Here is a 17,349-nt window from a genome sequence, read left to right on the forward strand (position 1 = left end):
CAAATAGTGATTGTCAAACCGAGCGCAGCCGCGTTAGCGTCTTGCAAACACAACATGGAGACCCTTGCATGCGCTTCGCCCCCTTGATCTTCGCCGCCGCTCTCGCCGGCTGCGCCAACCAGTCCACCCTGACTCCCGTCGCGACTCCTGCACCCGCACCGGCACCCGCCCCCACGCCGGCCGCGCCGCCGCCCATCGAGACGGCATTGCAAAAGCAGATCTTCCAAATGACGCCGGTCGAGGCTGGACGCTACATCGCCTGGGCGCACCAGGCCGAACCCGACCTGCGCAAACGGATCGCCGCGATCGGCCGCAAGAACCTGGGCCAGCCCTACCTGCTCAACCTGCTGGGCGAATTCCCGTTCGAAGTGCACGACGATTTGCCGATGTTCAGCCTGCAGCAGAGCGATTGCGTCGTCTTTGCGGAACACACCTATGCGATGGCCTTGTCGCGCTCCTGGGAAGAGTTTTTCTGGATGCTGCAGCGCATCCGCTACCGCGACGGCGTGATCGGCGTGGCGACGCGCAACCATTACACCGAGATGGACTGGAACGTCGCCAACAGGTGGCTCGTCACCGACGTCAGCGCCGCGCTGGCCGGGCCCAACGGTCCGGGTTACGCCATGCGCGTCGACCGCGCGCGCTTCCTCAAGACGCGCCACAACACCGAGCGCGACATCCCGGTCGAAACCAGCCGCCAGAGTTACGTGCCGAAGGAACAGGTGGCGGCCATCGCCGGCCAGTTGCAGGAAGGCGACTTCGTCAACGTGATCTCGACCCGCAACGGCGAACACTGGGCCTCGCATGTCGGCCTGGTCGTGCTGGGCCCGAACGGCGAGCGCCACTTCCTGCATTCGCAGGAGCCGAAGGTGCGCGAAGAAACCTTCGATTCCTTCATCGCCCGCGCCGCCGAACGCGAAGCGCGCAACGCGCGCGAGGGCAAGAACGGCCAGCGCCTGGCCGGCTTCAAGTTCCTGCGACTGAACGACAACATCGTGGTGCCGCCGATGGCGCCGCAGCCGCGTCCCGGCACCTGACACACCGTCGCACCACCGGCGCGTGCCCGGTGGTGCGCGTCTTCCCCGCTCTACCCCTCCTCCATAACGCAGCGCCTTCGCAAGGCTGCCGCGCATCCGCGTTCACAGCCAGCCCTCCTGGCGGCCTATGTGCTTTTCGCATTTAGAAGCGCAATTTCCACTTTTTATATTCCCATCGGAAATCTATTGCCGATGGCGACTCGATCTATTTCCAAATTACATTTCCTAAATTAAATAAACAGGTCATTTCGTTTTAATTCAGAATTTCCGGTTGAGCGGGGTCAAACTCAGCAATCTCACTGAGGCAGATAATAAACTTACTCAGCAGCCATAAGTCTAAATGCCGCCATTAATCCACTTGCGCGTTAATTATTTCCGGCGACATCTTTCTTAATATATCAATCGATTTTATTCGCTTGTTTATTCGCTCGTTTATTCGCTGATCGTTTACTTGATAACGTTTATTTATTAACCGCTGCTATCGCCATCCACCCGACCGAATAACGCGCACCATGCCAACTCTATCCACCCGAGTATTAAGCCAATTTTGCGCCGGAATGGTATCGCTGCATCGGACTACCAAAATCGCGCTGATGGTCTGTATCGACCTGGTCGCATTGCCGCTCTGTTTCTTGATTGCGATGTTATTACGCGGCGGCGACCTGAAACTCGCATCGCATTATGGGCCGGCCTCGTACCTGATCGTTGCCCTGGTCACGATTGCGGCATTTTCGATGTCCGACCTGTATCGCGCCGTGATTCGTTTTATCGACGGTCGCTTATTGAGTGCCACCGGCCTGGCGCTCGGCATCGCGGTGCTGTGCGCGTATGTCGTGCTGTTTGCAATTAACGATGCAATGTTCCCGCGCAGCGCGCTGGCGATTTACTGGTTCATCGTCTTTTCCTATGTCGTCACTTCGCGTATCGGCATGCGCAACTTCCTGCGCAACCACAGCACGCGCCGTCCCGCCTCGGACGCGGTCGCCATCTACGGCGCCGGCGAGCCAGGGGCGCGCCTGGCGCAAACGATGCGCTCGAGCGACGAATACCGCCCGGTGTGCTTCTTCGACGACAAGCGCGCCCTGAACGACCGCACCATCGCCGGACTGCGTGTGTTCCATACCGACCGCCTGGCCGACCTGGTCGCCGCGCATGGCATCCGCACCGTCGTCATCGCCGTCCCCGGCATGCCCGCCGAACGCCTGCGCGACATCATGCAGCGCCTGGCCGGCGCCGGCGTCACGACCAAGATCCTGAGCCGGCTGGTCGACCTGGCCGACGATCGGGTGCGCCCGCGCGACTCGATCCGCGAACTCAAATTCGAAGATCTGCTGGGCCGGCCGCCGGTGCCGCCGCGGCTCGACCTGTTTGCCCGCTGCGTGCGTGGCAAGACCGTGCTCGTCACCGGCGCCGGCGGCTCCATCGGCAGCGAACTGTGCCGCCAGATCGTCACCCTGGCCCCCAGCCGCCTGCACCTGCTCGACCACTCGGAGTTCGCGCTGTACACCATTCGCCAGGAATTGTGCACCCGCTTCCCCGACCTGCGCATCGACGCCCACCTCGGCTCGGTCTGCAATGCCGACCTGGTCGAGCGCATCCTGACCGACAGCCACGTCGATACGGTCTACCACGCCGCTGCCTACAAACACGTGCCGCTGGTGGAGTCGAACATCGTCGAAGGCTTGCGCAACAATGTGCTCGGCGCCCAGGTGATCGCCGCGGCCTGCGCCAGCCACCATGTCGAAACCTGCGTACTCATCTCGAGCGACAAGGCGGTGCGCCCGACCAACATCATGGGCGCCAGCAAACGTATCGCCGAGCTGATCTTCCAGGCAGCTGCCGCCAAGCATGGCGGAAACACCACCTTCTGCATGGTCCGCTTCGGCAACGTGCTGGGCTCCTCCGGTTCGGTGATCCCGCTGTTCCAGCGCCAGATCGCGCGCGGTGGGCCGCTGACCATCACCCACCCCGAAGTGTCACGCTACTTCATGCTGATCCCGGAGGCGGCCCAGCTCGTGATCCAGGCCGGCGCCATGGCCAAAGGCGGCGACGTGTTCGTGCTCGACATGGGCGAACCGGTGCGCATCGTCGAACTGGCGCGCACCCTGCTCGCCATGTCCGGCCTGACCGAAAAAACCCCGCAAAACCCGGACGGCGACATCGAGGTGAAATTCGTCGGGCTGTTCCAGGGCGAAAAGCTGCACGAGGAACTGCTGACCGACGGTACCGTCTTCCCGAGCGAGCACCCGCGCATCATGCGCATGAAGGAAAACGCACTGCGCCCGAGCGTGCTTGAAACCTGCATCACCTGTCTGATGATGGCGTGCGAAACGCACGAGCGCGGCATGATCGAATCGATGGTCAAGGCCATCGTCAGCGAATACACGCCCCAGGTACCCGCCGGAACCCCGGCGCAAACGCCCGAACCCGAACTCGAAGCCGGCAAAGCGCGGCTGAGCCTCATCCATAAATTCGTGCCCTTCCGCATCTAGCGGCTGCATCCCTTTTCATCTTCACCCACCCACCATTCATAGTTGGCGAGGAACACATGCGCGACGAACAACAATCGGCCCACCTGCAGCAACTCACGGCAAAACTGCGCGACCGCACCGCGGTCATCGGCATCATCGGACTCGGCTACAGGGTATTGAAATGCCCCTTCAAATCGACTGTCGGCTCGTCGGCAGCCGTCAGTGGCGGACGCGGATCGAAGGGAACGCTCAGGATCGGCGGGCTATGTGCGACATGGGTCAGCGGCAAGTGGTCGGCGGGTTTGGTCATGGGTGGTCTCCGTGCTCGCGGGCGCTTAGGGCGCTTAAGGGCGATTGGTCACACCCACCGCGGAGGTGAGCGCACCAGGGAACAGCAGGCTGAGATGGCGGTTCCAATTCGCCAGCGGCGAGGCGGCGACGTAGACCACATCCTTCGGCCGCAGCTCGAACGACTCGGCCATCGCAATCGAGCTCGCCAGGCGCGCGTCGAGCTGGAAAACGCGCGTGCGTTCAGGCGTCTTGCGCACGACATAGATCTGACGCGCATCTCCGCTCAGCGGGCTGATGCCGCCGGTCTCGCCCAGCGCCTCGTTGAGCGTAAGGCGCCCGTTGTGCATCGTCAGCGCCCTAGGCGTGACGACTTCGCCGGAAACGAAGACCTTGCTTTCTTCGCGCGAGTGCACGCGCACGACGTCGCCCGGCGCCAGCATGACGTTGCCCGGATTGATGCCCTTTTGTACCAGGTCGCGCAGGTTGATGCGGTAGCGCGCGTCGCCCCGTTCGAGCGCGATGCGGCTCTGGTCGGCGGAGGGCAGCAAGCCGCCTGCCCGGTTCAGCGCCTCGACCAGGGTCATCGGAATGTCGTTGATCGGCTGCAGGCCCGGCTGCTTCACTTCGCCATCGATGTAGACGCGCTTGCTGCGGTAGGACTGGACCCGCAGCGTGATGTTCGGGTTGGCGATGTAGCGCGCCAGCTTTTGCGTGAGCAGCGCGCGCGCCGCTTCCTCGGTGAGTCCTTCGACCGGCAGCAGGCCGGCGAACGGAAACTGGATGCGCCCCTGGTGATCGACCACGAAACCCGGCTGCGGCGTGCTGGTGCTGGCGCCGGCGTTCGTGCCGTTGGCGTCGGCCGCGGCGGTGGCGGCCGTCATGCCGCCGCCGGCCAGTTCGGGGTGATCCCAGACGACGATCGAGAGCACGTCGCCGCGTCCGATCGTGTACGGCGGGGGATTCGGTACCAGCAGGCGCGACAGATCCTGGTCGCCGCGCTGCGCGTTCGCCGCCCGCTCGGCAGCGATCAATTGCTCGGTAATCATTTCGGTTGGCGGCGGTGGTTCGGCGCTTCCCTTGGTGTCCTCCGAACGGAACTGCAAGCCGGTTGCACACCCGGCGATGAGCAGCGTACCAGCGAATGTACTTGCCACGGCGACAGAGCGCCAGCGCAAAATTTCTGTTGGAAAATTCATGTGCTTGCCTATGAAATGGACTGCCGTTCTATTGCTGACTAACTCAGCGTACGGCGTCCGTCACAGGCGGCTTTGCTGCATATCAAACGCCAGGCTCAGGCAAGGCCGACCCAGACAGATGCACGTTGGGCGGTCCAGCGCTTCATTGCCGGTCGTAACATCGGCAGGCGTCAGCGCACTTCTTCCAGCAGTTTCAGGGTGTCGGCAAAGGTCCAGATGCGGCGGATCTCGACCACATCGAAGCGCGCGGCCACGTTCGGCGGAAAGACGGCATAGCGGGCATTGAGGTGCACGATGCGCCGTACCGCCTCGTCCAGATCGGCGCGGCCGCTCGAGCGCACGATCGTCACCTCGTCGACGCTGCCATCGCTGCGCAAGGCGACGCTGACTACGGGATCGGCGCGTCCCGGTCCGCCAGCCACCTGCATTCCGATCCGGGCGGCGTTACGCTCGATCTTCTGGCGGAAACTGTCGACGTACAGGCGCAGCGGGACATCCCGTTCGAGCGTATCGACCACGCGCCGGCGTCCCTCGGCCATCTGCTGGGCCGGACGCAATGCCGCCGGCGGCGCGCCGGGAATGTCGATGCCGCGCATCAGCTCGCGCGCCCGGCTCGCCAATGCGCCGCTGCCCAGATTGCCACCGGCAGCGCCACCATTGCCTGCCCCGCTGCCCGGTGCAGTTCCCGGCGCAGTTCCCGCAAAGCTGCCGGCGCCGCCTGCCGGCACGGGCGCCCCTGCAAGCTGGCGCGCACGCTCCGCATCCGCGGCGTCGTACGCACGCTGGCGCGCCTGCTGGATGGCTTGCTGGCGCGCCAGTTCATCCTGGACGGCCCGTTGGGCCAATTGTTCGGCCTGCTGGAGGCGCACGCGCTCGTCTTCCGCGCGCTGCCGTGCCAGCCGCTCGCGCTCCTGCTCCTGTTTCTGCACTTGCTCGGCCCGTTGCCGGGCGGCCTCGGCTGCGTGTTGCTGCGCCGCTTCCTGCGCCAGGCGCTGCGCGTTTTCCTGCGCCGCCAGTCGTTCGGCTTCGCGAGCCGCCGCCGCACGCGCACGTTCTTCCTCCAGCGCCTGCTGCGCAGCCAGCGCCCGTGCGCCCGCCTGCTCCTCGGCAAGGCGGCGCTGTGTTTCCTGCTCGCGAGCCTGGCGCAATTGTTCCTCGCTGACACGGCGAGCCTCCATCTCGCGCTGGCTGGCCAGCAGGCGCTCATGCGCCGCGGCTCCCTCACGCTGGCGCCGCATTTGCTCGCGCATTTGCTCAACCTCCTGTTCGGCCTGGGCCTGGCGCTGCTGCGCGGCTGCCTGCGCCTGCTTGCGCCGTTCCTCCTGCGCGCGCTCGGCGGCCACCCGTTCGGCCGCCTGCCGCTCGCGTTCGGCTGCGCGCGCCTGCTCCGCATCGGCCAGCCGGCGTTGCTCCAGTTCGCTAGACACACGCTGCCGCTCGGCTTCCTGTTCCTGCAGCGCCAGCGTCCGTGCCGACTCCTCGGCTACGCGCTGCGCTTCCTCGCGCGCCTTGGCAACCGCGTCTTCAGCCGCCTGATCGTCCGGCCCGGGTTCGGCCTCGGCCATTGCGATTTCCGGCACCGGCGCCACGACAGGCGGCTCCGGCTCAGGTTCGACCAGCGGCACCTTGAAGGCAGCGTCCGGATTGTCTTGCTGCACAATCACGGGAGTCGGCACTGGCCGCTTCACCGGCCGGCGTCGTTTGGCAGGTTTCGCCGTAGCCTGGACCGGCGGCGGCGGCGCCATCGGTACCGGCTCGACCACGCGAAAACCTGAGCCAGGCACGTCGGCTGGCGGCGGCGGTTCTGGCGGCGTCTCGGCAACGGATGGCGCTGGCGGCGCAGGCAATACGGCAGGCGGTTCGGGAAAAGATGGCGCCGGCAAGGGCGCCAGGCTGACTGCGATCGGACGGCTGCTCCCTGCCAGCTTGCTCGGCAGTCCGAACTGGATCGACAGAATCAGCGCATGCACGAGTGCGGACAGCAGCAAGCCGATCACCATCCGGCGCGTGGCGAGGTCGGGCACGGATGGCTGAGCGGTCGTCATGCGGAAGGCGCGCCTGATATGGATGAGCTGACAGCATAGCTGTTTCGGAACGAGCGCGTGCGCACGCTAGCAATTGACGCTGCGGTGGACGATACTGGTTGCAGCCCTGATACCAATGGAGGCAGCCGTATGCACGCCGGTTTCATTTTCGCCACGGGGATCGAGAACAGCAATCCCACCATCAATGGCGGCCGTGTCCGCATGGACGAGCTCGAAAAGTGCGGCCACTACAAGCACTGGAAGCTCGATTTCGACCTGGTGCAGGAGCTCGGCCTGCAGGTGCTGCGCTATGGCCCCCCCCTGCACCGCACCCTCCTCGGTCCCAACCGTTACGACTGGGAATTTGCCGACCTGGCCTTTGCCGACCTGCGCCGCCGCAATATCGCGCCCATTGTCGACCTCTGCCACTTCGGCGTACCCGACTGGATCGGCAACTTCCAGAACCCGGATTTTCCGGCGCTGTTTGCCGATTACGCCGCCGCCTTTGCACGGCGTTACCCCTGGGTGCAGCTATACACGCCGATCAACGAAATGTGGATCTGCGCCGTGTTTTCGACCCTGTACGGCTGGTGGAACGAGCAGTTGCGCACCGATGTCGCGTTCGTGACTGCGATCAAGCACCTGGTGAAGGCGAACATCCTGGCCATGCATGCGATCATCAAAGTCCGGCCGGACGCGCTCTTCATTCAGAGCGAATCGACCGAATACTTCCATGCCGAATCGCCCGACGCCATCGGTCCCGCCGAGATGAACAATGCGCGCCGCTTCCTGGCGCTCGACCTGAACTACGGCCGGCGCGTCGATTCCGACATGTACGAATACCTGCTCGACCATGGGATGACGCGCCAGGAATACCATTTTTTCCTGCAGCACAATCTCAAGCATCACTGCATCATGGGCAACGATTACTACCAAACGAACGAACACTACGTCTCGGCCGATGGCATGACGCGCGCCGCCGGCGAAATCTTTGGTTACGCGGTCATTACCCACCAATATTACAACCGCTACCGCCTGCCCGTGATGCACACGGAAACCAACCTGTGCCAGGGGCCGAGCGGTGACGAAGCGGTGTATTGGCTGAAAAAGGAATGGGCGAACGTGCTACGGGTGCGCAACAACGGAGTGCCGCTGATCGGCTTCACCTGGTATTCGCTGACCGACCAGGTCGATTGGGACAGCGCCCTGCGCGTCAACAACGGCAACGTCAACGCACTCGGCTTGTTCGACCTCGACCGCAAGATCCGCCCGGTCGGGGTTGCCTACCGGGAGCTGGTCAAGGCCTGGGAAGCAGTGCTGCCGACCAAAAGCATCTGCCTGCAGGTGCCGGTCGTGATGCCGCACGAATTCGGCGGAGAAATTACTTCGCTCGATCCCGAATCGCCAACTAGCGGAGCGATCCAGGGTTAAGGTTTGCGTGGGGTAAAAGTATAGGTGTCGCCATGCGCCAGGTAGACCACGCTCTCCTCGAGCCCGGCCGCCTTGACCTCGCGCGCGAAGTCGGCGAGCGGCGACTTGAAGACGTCGTAGTCGTTGTAATGGATCGGAATCGTCTTCTTCGGCTTTACGATCTGCATCATCTGGACGCCGTCCTTGCCGTCCATCGTCACCTTGAACACGCCCAGGATGCGGGTGCCGCCGAGGTGCAGCAGGGCCAGGTCGATGCCCGGGAAGCGTTGCGGAATGCTGCGGATGTCGTCATAGACCAGGGTGTCGCCGCTGATGTACATGCGGTAGTCGGGCGTGTCGGGCGTGGCGCCGAAATCGAGCACGCTGCCCATCACCTTCGGCAACAGCACCGAGACGCCGGCCGCGCCATGCCGTCCCGGCACCGACGTGATGCGCAGGCGCGTGTCGCCCTTCGCGACATCGAGCCGGTCCCATTCGGACAGGGCGAAGCGTTGCTGGAAGCCGAGACGTTTGAGCTTCTCGGTCGCTTCGCGGGTGGAGACGATCGGCGTGTTGCGGTTCAGTCGCTCCTGCACCAGCTTGTCGAAATGGTCGTCGTGCATATGCGACAGGATCACCAGGTCGATCGGCGGCAGCTTGTCGAAATCGATGGCCGGATTGGTCTGGCGCTGCGACGTGAGTCCGTAACCGAGGTGGACGTGGTCGCCCTTGTGCAGGAAATTCGGATCGGTCATGATGGTCAGTCCGCGGTAGCGGATCAGCACCGTCGCGGTGCCGATGAACTGGACGGTGCCCGTCTGTGTGTTTGCCGCTGCCGGCTCGCCAGCGGGAAGCTTGAGGGTGAAGGTGTCGCCCGGCGGCGGGTTCTGTACCTGGTCTTGGGCGGCCTGGGCCGACCCCGCAAACCCCATGCCAAACGCAGCCAGTAAGGCAGCACTTCCCAGCAGACGATGAACACGCATACGCACTCCATAATTGGACGAGCCCGCCAGACGCAGGCCAACAGTATGGAAGACGTTAACATAAAGACCATCCCGGCGGCGCTCGTTTCCAAACAGACAACAATCACAGTGCCCCGAACAGTCGGCTCTGGATGCAATGTCAAAACCTGGTTCCCGAGCGCAACGCGGAGCGATATACTCCAACGGCTTTGCTACTTCATCAACTACCTGAACGCTCACGCGCCCTGCCCATGCTCCTGTCCAAACGCCTGCTTCCCCGCGTCCTTGCTCTTGCTTTGCCGCTCGTCTTGCCGCTCAGCGCCGGCGCCGCTCCGGTACCGCCCGATGCCGCGCCCGTGCTCGAGCGCATCTCGGCTGCGGCCATGCGCGGCAACCTCTCCTTCCTGGCCTCGGATGCACTCGAAGGCCGCGGCACGCCTTCGCGCGGACTCGACATCGCCGCCGAATTCATTGCCTCGCAATTCCGCGCGGCCGGTCTCGAGCCGCTGGGCGACGACGGCTACTTCCAGACGGCGGACTGGAACCTGATCGATCCGAAGCGTGCCAAGAACCCGCCCGCTACCCCGGCTGCCCCAGTCAAGGTGCGCAACGTGGTCGGCATCCTGCGCGGCTCCGATCCGGCATTGAAGGATACCTATGTCCTCGTGACCGCGCACTACGATCACGTCGGCCTGAAGCCGGGCCAGGGCGACGGCATCTTCAACGGCGCCAACGACGACGGCAGTGGCACGGTATCGGTAATTGAACTGGCCAAGGCCTTCAGCGCCAACAAGGTGCGTCCCAAGCGCAGCATCGTCTTCATGACCGTGTTCGGCGAAGAGCACGGCCTGGTCGGCTCGCGCTACTACGGCGCCAACCCGCTGGTGCCGATCGAAAAGACGGTCGCCGGCATCAACCTGGAACAGGTCGGACGCACCGACGACAACGAAGGCGCCCAGGTGCGCGCCTTTGGCGTCACCGGCTTCGACTTCTCCGACGTCGGCAACATCCTGAGGGCGGCGGGTGACGATACCGGCATCCGCGTCTGGAAACACCCGGTCAACAGCGACAAGTATTTTGCCCACAGCGACAACCAGGCCCTGGCCGACCAGGGCATTCCGTCGCACACGGTCAGCGTCGCCTACGCCTTCCCCGACTACCACGGCGCCGGCGACCACTGGGACAAGATCGACTACGACAACATGGCCGCGGTGGACCGTACCGTCGCGCTGGCGATCTGGACGATCGCGAACGGCAGTACGGCGCCGCAGTGGAATGCGAAGAATCCGAAGGCCAGCAAGTACCTCGGCATCTGGCAGGGACGCAACGCGAAGTAAGAAACCGAGGGCGCGACAGGCGCCCTTTTTTTTCGCGCATGCGACGGTTGAATGTGCCGGAACTGCGAACTGGCTAACGGACTGATGTTAATCGCGCGCCGACAATACCTCCATCACAGCGGAGGTCCGATGGCAACAGTACGACACACACTCAACACGACAGTACCCGCTTCCGCCGAGGAAGTCTGGGCCTGGTCGACGTCGATCAAAGGCATCAAGGCCGAAATGTGGCCGGTCCTGAAGATTACTTTTCCAAAGGGCATGACCCACATTGGCGAGGACACAACCCTCGACAAGCCGCTATGCCGCTGCCAGTTCCTGCTGCTCGGGCTGTTCCCGATCGATATGTCGAAGCTGACGTTTTCCGAGATCGAGCCGGGACGCCGCTTCGTCGAACAGTCACCTCTGCTGTCGATGCGTTCCTGGCGCCACGAGCGGATCATCACGCCGACGGCGAATGGGACGCTGGTGACCGACAACCTCACCTTCAAGCCACGCATGGCGGGGCCGATCGTGGGCTGGTTCGTGAAGCAGTTCTTCCAACACCGGCATGCGGTGCTGGCCAAGTCGTTCGCCAAGGGGGCGGCAAAGCCGGCGCCCGAAGTGGCGGTCTGAGTAGAAAGACGGCTGGGGCAATACGGGGTTGCGTTCACTGGCCTGCCCAGCTGGGTTCGAACCAGCGACCCTCAGCTTAGAAGGCTGATGCTCTATCCAACTGAGCTATGGGCAGAGAGAGATGCATCGACGAAAGTCGATGCGGAAATGAAAACGGGCCGTCGAAGACGGCCCGTTTGTAATACCTTGGTCGGAGTACAAGGATTCGAACCTTGGACCCCCTGGTCCCAAACCAGGTGCGCTACCGGGCTGCGCTACACTCCGAATACACCCATTTTACTATCGCGCCGGTGCTGCGTCAATGCGGGCAGCACCGGATGATGCATTTAACTCAGGCTGCGAGTTTGTCGGCAATGCGGCGCGCCATGCTGTCGGCCATTTCGGCATTCTTCGCTTCGACCATCACGCGGATCAGCGGTTCGGTGCCCGAGGCGCGGATCAGCACGCGGCCGCTGTCGCCCAGCTCGCGCTCGACCGCTTCCTTCTCGGCCACCATGGCGGCATCCTTGGTCCAGTCGAAGCCCGGGGTGACGCGCTTGTTGATCAGGGTCTGCGGGTAAAGCTGCAGCTCGGCGCAGCAGGCTTCCAGCGATTTGCCGCTGCGCTTCAGGGCGGACAGTACCTGCAGCGAGGACACGATGCCGTCGCCGGTGGTGTGCTTGTCCAGGGCCAGCAAGTGGCCGGAGCCCTCCCCGCCCAGGATCCAGCCGCGTTCCTGCATGACTTCGAGCACGTAGCGGTCGCCCACCTTGGCGCGGGCGAAGCCGATGCCGAGTTCCTTGAACGCCACTTCGAGCGCCATGTTGGTCATCAGGGTGCCGACAGCCCCTGCCACCGGGCCGGTCGCCATGCGGTCGCGCACCATCAGGTACAGCAACTCGTCGCCGTTGTAGACACGGCCGGTGGCGTCGACCATGATCAGGCGGTCGGCGTCGCCGTCGAGGGCGATGCCCAGGTCGGCCTTGTGCTCGACCACGGCGGCCGACAGCGCTTTCGGTGCGGTGGCGCCGAAGCCGGCGTTGATGTTGAAGCCGTCAGGCGAGGCGCCGATCGAGATGACTTCCGCGCCCAGTTCATGGAACACGTGCGGCGCGATGTTGTAGGCGGCGCCGTGGGCGCTGTCGACGACGATCTTCAAGCCGCGCAGGTCGAGTTCGTTCGGGAAGGTGCTCTTGCAGAATTCGATGTAGCGGCCCTGGGCGTCGCGCAGGCGCGTGGCCCGTCCGAGCTTGTCGGAAGGCACGCAGGACATCGGCTGGTCGATCGCTTCTTCGATGGCCAGTTCGACGCTGTCGGGCAGCTTGGTGCCGTGCGCGGAAAAGAACTTGATGCCGTTGTCCTGGAACGGGTTGTGCGAAGCCGAAATGACGACGCCGGCCTGGAGGCGCAGTGCGCGCGTCAGGTAGGCGATGGCGGGCGTCGGCATCGGGCCGGCCAGCATGACGTCGACGCCGGCAGCGGAAAAGCCCGCTTCCAGCGCCGCTTCGAGCATGTAGCCGGAAATGCGGGTGTCCTTGCCGATCAATACGGTCGGACGGCTACCGCTGGCGTAATCCTTGGCCATGACCATGCCCGCCGCGTAGCCGAGGCGCATCACGAAGTCAGGTGTGATTGGTGCTACACCGACCTGGCCACGAACGCCATCCGTACCGAAATATTTGCGTGCCATGCTTGTTCTCTTTTGTAAATGAAACGATTAATGTGTATGACTAAGCAACGGTGGCCGCGCGCCAGACCTTCAGCGCGTCGACCGTTTCTGCCACATCATGAACCCGCAGGATTTTAGCGCCATGCGCGACCGCAGCCAAGGCACCTGCGATACTTCCAGGCAATCTTTCCTCGACCGGGCGGCCGGTGACGGCTCCGATCATCGATTTGCGCGACAAGCCAATCAGTACCGGCAGGCCAAGTTCCTGCTCGATGCGGGCAGTCGCGCGCAGCAAGGCGTAATTGTGTTCGACCGTCTTGCCGAAGCCGAGTCCCGGATCGAGACAGATGCGCTCGCGCTCGATGCCTGCCGCCAGCAGTGCATCGATGCGTTCGCGCAGGAAATCGATCACCTCGCGCACCACGTCGGCGTAGACCGGCTGGGCTTGCATGTCCTGGGGCGTTCCCTGCATGTGCATGATGCACAGGCCGCAGTCGCTGTCTTTCACGGCCTCGATCGCGCCGGGCGCGCGAAAACCATTGATATCGTTGATCATGTCTGCACCGGCAATGATCACTTCGCGCATCACCTGCGGCTTGCAGGTATCGACCGACAACGCGCGCCCCAGTCCCTGCAGCGCGTACACGGCCGGCATCACGCGGCGCAACTCTTCCTCCACGGGGACGCTGGGCGAACCCGGCCGGGTCGACTCGCCGCCGATATCGATCAGGTCGACGCCATCGGTGGCCATGGCCTCGGCCTTGGCGACGGCGAACTCGAGCGTGCCATAGCGGCCGCCATCGGAAAAGGAATCGGGCGTGACGTTCAGGATGCCCATGACGAGCGGACGCTGTTCGAGCCGGAAGCTGAAACGGCCGCACTGCAGCAGTTGACGCATAAAAATATGAAGAGTGAGTAGAGGTCAATGACGCCTGCCACGCGTCTGATCTGAAAAGCAGCTCCGTTTTAACAGCCCGTTAACGCGCAAAAGACATCCGCGAGGATGCCTTTTGCTCGAGAGTTGCTACGCGATCAAAACGCTATGACAATCAGGCCGGTGCCGGGGCATTGGTGGCAACGCCGCCCGAACCGCTGTCGCCCGGCGGGGTGCGCTTGGTCAGCAGGCCCGCTTTAGGTGCACGTGGCTCCTTGCCGGCCATGATGTCGTTGATCTGCTCGGCGTCGATGGTTTCCCACTCGAGCAGGGCCTTGGTCATCATTTCGACCTTTTCGCGGTTCTCTTCCAGCAGGCGACGCGCCAGTGCGTACTGGGTGTCAAGGATGGCGCGGATTTCCGCGTCGACCTTTTGCTGGGTCGCTTCCGAGATGGTCTTGGTGGCGCCGCCGAAGAAGCCTTCGTTCTCGCTGTCCTCGTAGACCATCACGCCCATGCTTTCCGACATGCCGAAACGGGTGACCATCGAGCGTGCCAGCTTGGTGGCACGCGAGAAGTCGTTCGACGCGCCGGTCGACATCTGGCCAACGAAGATCTCTTCGGCAATACGGCCACCGAACAGGATCGAGATTTCTTCCAGCATCTTGTCCTTGTAGCCGGACAGCGCGTCGTGCTCAGGCAGCTGCCAGGTCAGGCCGAGGGCGAAGCCGCGCGGCATGATCGTGACCTTGTGCACCGGATCGGCCTTCGGTAGCAGCTTGGCGATCACCGCGTGGCCCGACTCGTGGTAAGCCGTGTTGCGGCGCTCTTCCTCGCGCATGACCATCGACTTGCGCTCCGGACCCATGTAGATCTTGTCCTTGGCATCTTCGAAGTCGCCCATCTCGACCAGGCGCTTGTTGCGGCGCGCGGCGAACAGGGCTGCTTCGTTGACCAGGTTGGCGAGATCCGCACCAGAGAAACCAGGGGTACCGCGGGCCAGGATGTCGGCCTTGACGTCGGCGCCGATCGGCACTTTGCGCATGTGCACGTTCAGGATCTGTTCGCGGCCGCGGATGTCCGGCAGGCCAACCATCACCTGGCGGTCGAAACGACCCGGACGCAGCAGCGCTTTATCGAGCACGTCGGCGCGGTTGGTGGCGGCGATCACGATCACGCCGGAAGTGGCTTCGAAACCATCCATCTCGACCAGCAACTGGTTCAGCGTCTGTTCGCGCTCGTCGTTGCCGCCGCCCATGCCGGCGCCACGATGGCGGCCGACGGCGTCGATCTCGTCGATGAAGATGATGCAAGGCGAATGCTTTTTCGCATTTTCGAACATGTCGCGCACACGGGATGCACCCACGCCGACGAACATCTCGACGAAGTCGGAACCGGAGATCGAGAAGAACGGCACTTTCGCTTCGCCGGCAATGGCGCGCGCAAGCAGAGTCTTGCCGGTACCTGGAGGACCGACCATCAGCACGCCGCGCGGGATACGGCCGCCCAGCTTCTGGAACTTGGTCGGGTCTTTCAGGAAATCGACGATCTCGCTGACTTCTTCTTTCGCTTCGTCGCAACCGGCGACGTCGGCGAAGGTGACGCTGTTGTTCGTTTCATCGAGCATGCGCGCCTTCGACTTGCCGAAGGAGAAAGCGCCGCCCTTGCCGCCGCCCTGCATCTGGCGCATGAAGAACACCCAGACGCCGATCAGGAGCAGCATCGGGAACCAGGAGATGAACACTTGCTGCAGGAACGAAGGCTCTTCCGGCGGCTTGACGTCGAAGCGCACGCCGTTTTCGCGCAGGTCGCCGATCAGGCCGCGGTCGAGCATGGTGGCGGTCGCGCGTACCTTGGTGTCGTCGGTACGGGTGGCGGTGATGTTGGCGCCTTCGATGACGACATCCTTGACGCGGCGCGCTTTCACATCGTCGAGCAGCTCGGAATAAGCGATGGTCTTGCTGCCACCGGCAGGGCTATGGTTGTCGAACTGCTTGAACAGCATGAACAACAGCAGTGCGACCACCACCCAGATGGCAGATTTGGAAAACATATTATTCACGAAAACTCCTCCGATGCGGATCGCACCAATACCAATTTGAGATTGCCGATTTACTTGCGATTCTACTCGCGATTTTACTAGCAGCAAGCGGGGCGTGCCAGGCACAAGCCGACATGATGCCATATCGCCACCGTTTGGACCTCGACAAGCGCGCAAACGGGTGTGTTGTACCAGGCACCACGCCGACCATGTGCGGCTATAGGCTCAAATATCAAGGGCCGGATCGGTATCGAGTGCGGATTTATACGCCACCGGATTCTTAAGACCACGTCCAAGCAGGAAAATTTCCGAGGATTTGTCGCGGCTTGCCTTTGGCTTGATCTGTTTGACGGTCTTGAACTCGGTACGGAACTTCTCGACGATCTGCGTGAAGCCCATATCCTTGAAACACTTGACCAACAATGCGCCGCTGGGCTTGAGGTGCATTTGCGAAAACTCAATCGCGAGATCGATCAAATGTTCCATGCGCGCGGCGTCGGCTGTCGGAATACCCGACAGATTGGGCGCCATGTCCGACAGCACAAGGTCGGTCTTGCGGCCTTCGAGCACGGTGGCTAGTTGGTCCAATACAACATCTTCGCGGAAGTCGCCCTGGATGTAATGCACGTCGGCCACCGGCTCCATCGGAAGGATGTCGAGGCCGATGATGGTGCCATTGATGCCCCCGCCCTCTTTCCCGGCCAGCTTGCGGCGTGTGTACTGGGCCCAGCTGCCCGGCGTGCAGCCGAGGTCGACAATGACCTGGCCCGGCTTGATGAGTTTTTCCGCTTCGTCGATTTCTTTGAGCTTGTAGGCGGCGCGGGCGCGGAACCCGTCTTTCTGCGCCTGCTTCACGTAGGGGTCGTTAATATGGTCGTGTAACCAGTTTTGGTTGGATTTGTTCTTGGCCATTCGCGTAGAATACTGCTTTTATAGGTACATCAAAAAATTATTATGCTTACACTTACACCCGGCGAACGTAGCGCCTTGCGTGCGGAAGCCCATGGCCTGAAGCCTGTGGTCATGATCGGCGAATCGGGCCTGACCGAATCCGTCATGAAGGAAATCGCCGGCAGCCTCGACGCGCACGGCCTGATCAAGGTCCGCGTCTTCGGCGACGACCGCGAGGCGCGCGTCGCCATGTACGAACAGATCTGCACCGAACTCGACGCGGCGCCGGTCCAGCACATCGGCAAGCTGCTGGTGCTGTACCGCCCGAAAGTCGAAGCGGTCAAGGAACGCAGCAGCAAGGCCGGCAAGGGCATGCGCGAAGTCACCATCGTCAAGGCCAGCGCCAGCGGCACCAAGAAGCCGAGCGTCACCAAGGTCATGATCAAGGGGAACGAACGCGTTACCGCCGGCGGCAACATCAAGCGCGCCAAACCGCGCCAGGCCAGCACCAAGAAGAATGCACTGAACAAGTGATCGAAAAAACCGGAGCGA

At 63.0% G+C, this 17,349-nt stretch carries 14 protein-coding genes and 2 tRNA genes; 6 read left to right on the forward strand and 10 right to left on the reverse strand.

The window, feature by feature from the left end; translation table 11 throughout:
- The first annotated feature begins 68 nt into the window (after positions 1-68).
- Positions 69-1,037 carry an N-acetylmuramoyl-L-alanine amidase-like domain-containing protein gene (locus tag AC56LG_RS21605; RefSeq protein WP_497168087.1) on the forward strand — a complete coding sequence of 323 codons (969 nt, stop codon included), beginning with the start codon at positions 69-71 and terminating at the stop codon, positions 1,035-1,037.
- 557 nt (positions 1,038-1,594) lie between these two features.
- Positions 1,595-3,529 (forward strand): polysaccharide biosynthesis protein, encoded by a 1,935-nt coding sequence (locus AC56LG_RS21610; protein WP_497168088.1) that lies wholly within the window; start codon positions 1,595-1,597, stop codon positions 3,527-3,529.
- A gap of 145 nt (positions 3,530-3,674) precedes the next feature.
- Here AC56LG_RS21610 and AC56LG_RS21615 read toward each other — a convergent pair whose 3' ends face one another.
- The 3 genes from AC56LG_RS21615 to AC56LG_RS21625 all read right to left on the reverse strand — a co-directional run bounded on the left by AC56LG_RS21615 (position 3,675) and on the right by AC56LG_RS21625 (position 7,040).
- Positions 3,675-3,818 (reverse strand): hypothetical protein, encoded by a 144-nt coding sequence (locus tag AC56LG_RS21615; protein ID WP_497168089.1) that lies wholly within the window; start codon positions 3,816-3,818, stop codon positions 3,675-3,677.
- A 34-nt stretch (positions 3,819-3,852) separates the two neighbouring features.
- Positions 3,853-4,902, reverse strand: a complete 1,050-nt coding sequence (locus tag AC56LG_RS21620; protein ID WP_497168090.1) for a polysaccharide biosynthesis/export family protein — start codon at positions 4,900-4,902, stop codon at positions 3,853-3,855.
- Between the two features lie 263 nt (positions 4,903-5,165).
- On the reverse strand, positions 5,166-7,040 hold the full coding sequence (locus tag AC56LG_RS21625) for an energy transducer TonB (RefSeq protein WP_497168091.1): 1,875 nt from the start codon (positions 7,038-7,040) through the stop codon (positions 5,166-5,168).
- A 129-nt stretch (positions 7,041-7,169) separates the two neighbouring features.
- On the opposite strand from AC56LG_RS21625, the gene AC56LG_RS21630 reads away from it, so the two are divergent.
- Positions 7,170-8,450 carry a family 1 glycosylhydrolase gene (locus tag AC56LG_RS21630; RefSeq protein WP_497168092.1) on the forward strand — a complete coding sequence of 427 codons (1,281 nt, stop codon included), beginning with the start codon at positions 7,170-7,172 and terminating at the stop codon, positions 8,448-8,450.
- Here AC56LG_RS21630 and AC56LG_RS21635 read toward each other — a convergent pair.
- On the reverse strand, positions 8,447-9,412 hold the full coding sequence (locus AC56LG_RS21635) for an MBL fold metallo-hydrolase (RefSeq protein WP_497168093.1): 966 nt from the start codon (positions 9,410-9,412) through the stop codon (positions 8,447-8,449). The two genes, AC56LG_RS21630 and AC56LG_RS21635, sit on opposite strands and share 4 nt — an antisense overlap.
- A gap of 230 nt (positions 9,413-9,642) precedes the next feature.
- Between AC56LG_RS21635 and AC56LG_RS21640 the strand changes: the two genes are divergently transcribed.
- Together AC56LG_RS21640 and AC56LG_RS21645 are read left to right on the forward strand one after the other, a co-directional pair.
- Positions 9,643-10,728 carry a M28 family peptidase gene (locus tag AC56LG_RS21640; protein WP_497168094.1) on the forward strand — a complete coding sequence of 362 codons (1,086 nt, stop codon included), beginning with the start codon at positions 9,643-9,645 and terminating at the stop codon, positions 10,726-10,728.
- Between the two features lie 129 nt (positions 10,729-10,857).
- Positions 10,858-11,343, forward strand: a complete 486-nt coding sequence (locus AC56LG_RS21645; protein ID WP_497168095.1) for an Rv1443c family protein — start codon at positions 10,858-10,860, stop codon at positions 11,341-11,343.
- Positions 11,344-11,381: 38 nt separating this feature from the next.
- Here AC56LG_RS21645 and AC56LG_RS21650 read toward each other — a convergent pair.
- The 6 genes from AC56LG_RS21650 to AC56LG_RS21675 all read right to left on the reverse strand — a co-directional run bounded on the left by AC56LG_RS21650 (position 11,382) and on the right by AC56LG_RS21675 (position 16,818).
- Positions 11,382-11,458: transfer RNA gene (locus tag AC56LG_RS21650), tRNA-Arg, on the reverse strand.
- A gap of 72 nt (positions 11,459-11,530) precedes the next feature.
- Positions 11,531-11,607, reverse strand: a tRNA-Pro gene (locus AC56LG_RS21655).
- 67 nt (positions 11,608-11,674) lie between these two features.
- Entirely contained in the window at positions 11,675-13,012 is a 1,338-nt protein-coding gene (gene glmM, locus AC56LG_RS21660; protein WP_497168096.1) for a phosphoglucosamine mutase, read from the reverse strand.
- Between the two features lie 40 nt (positions 13,013-13,052).
- Positions 13,053-13,889 (reverse strand): dihydropteroate synthase, encoded by an 837-nt coding sequence (gene folP, locus AC56LG_RS21665; RefSeq protein WP_497168097.1) that lies wholly within the window; start codon positions 13,887-13,889, stop codon positions 13,053-13,055.
- Positions 13,890-14,040: 151 nt separating this feature from the next.
- Positions 14,041-15,927, reverse strand: a complete 1,887-nt coding sequence (gene ftsH / locus AC56LG_RS21670; RefSeq protein WP_497168098.1) for an ATP-dependent zinc metalloprotease FtsH — start codon at positions 15,925-15,927, stop codon at positions 14,041-14,043.
- A 204-nt stretch (positions 15,928-16,131) separates the two neighbouring features.
- Entirely contained in the window at positions 16,132-16,818 is a 687-nt protein-coding gene (locus AC56LG_RS21675) for an RlmE family RNA methyltransferase (protein WP_497168099.1), read from the reverse strand.
- Positions 16,819-16,860: 42 nt separating this feature from the next.
- Here AC56LG_RS21675 and yhbY point away from each other — a divergent pair, with 42 nt between their 5' ends.
- The gene (gene yhbY, locus AC56LG_RS21680) at positions 16,861-17,331 is read left to right on the forward strand and encodes a ribosome assembly RNA-binding protein YhbY (RefSeq protein WP_497168100.1); all 471 of its coding nucleotides are present in this window, start codon (positions 16,861-16,863) and stop codon (positions 17,329-17,331) included.
- The last annotated feature ends 18 nt before the right edge of the window (positions 17,332-17,349 follow it).

It is taken from the genome of Telluria sp. ZB2R32 (assembly GCF_059685715.1).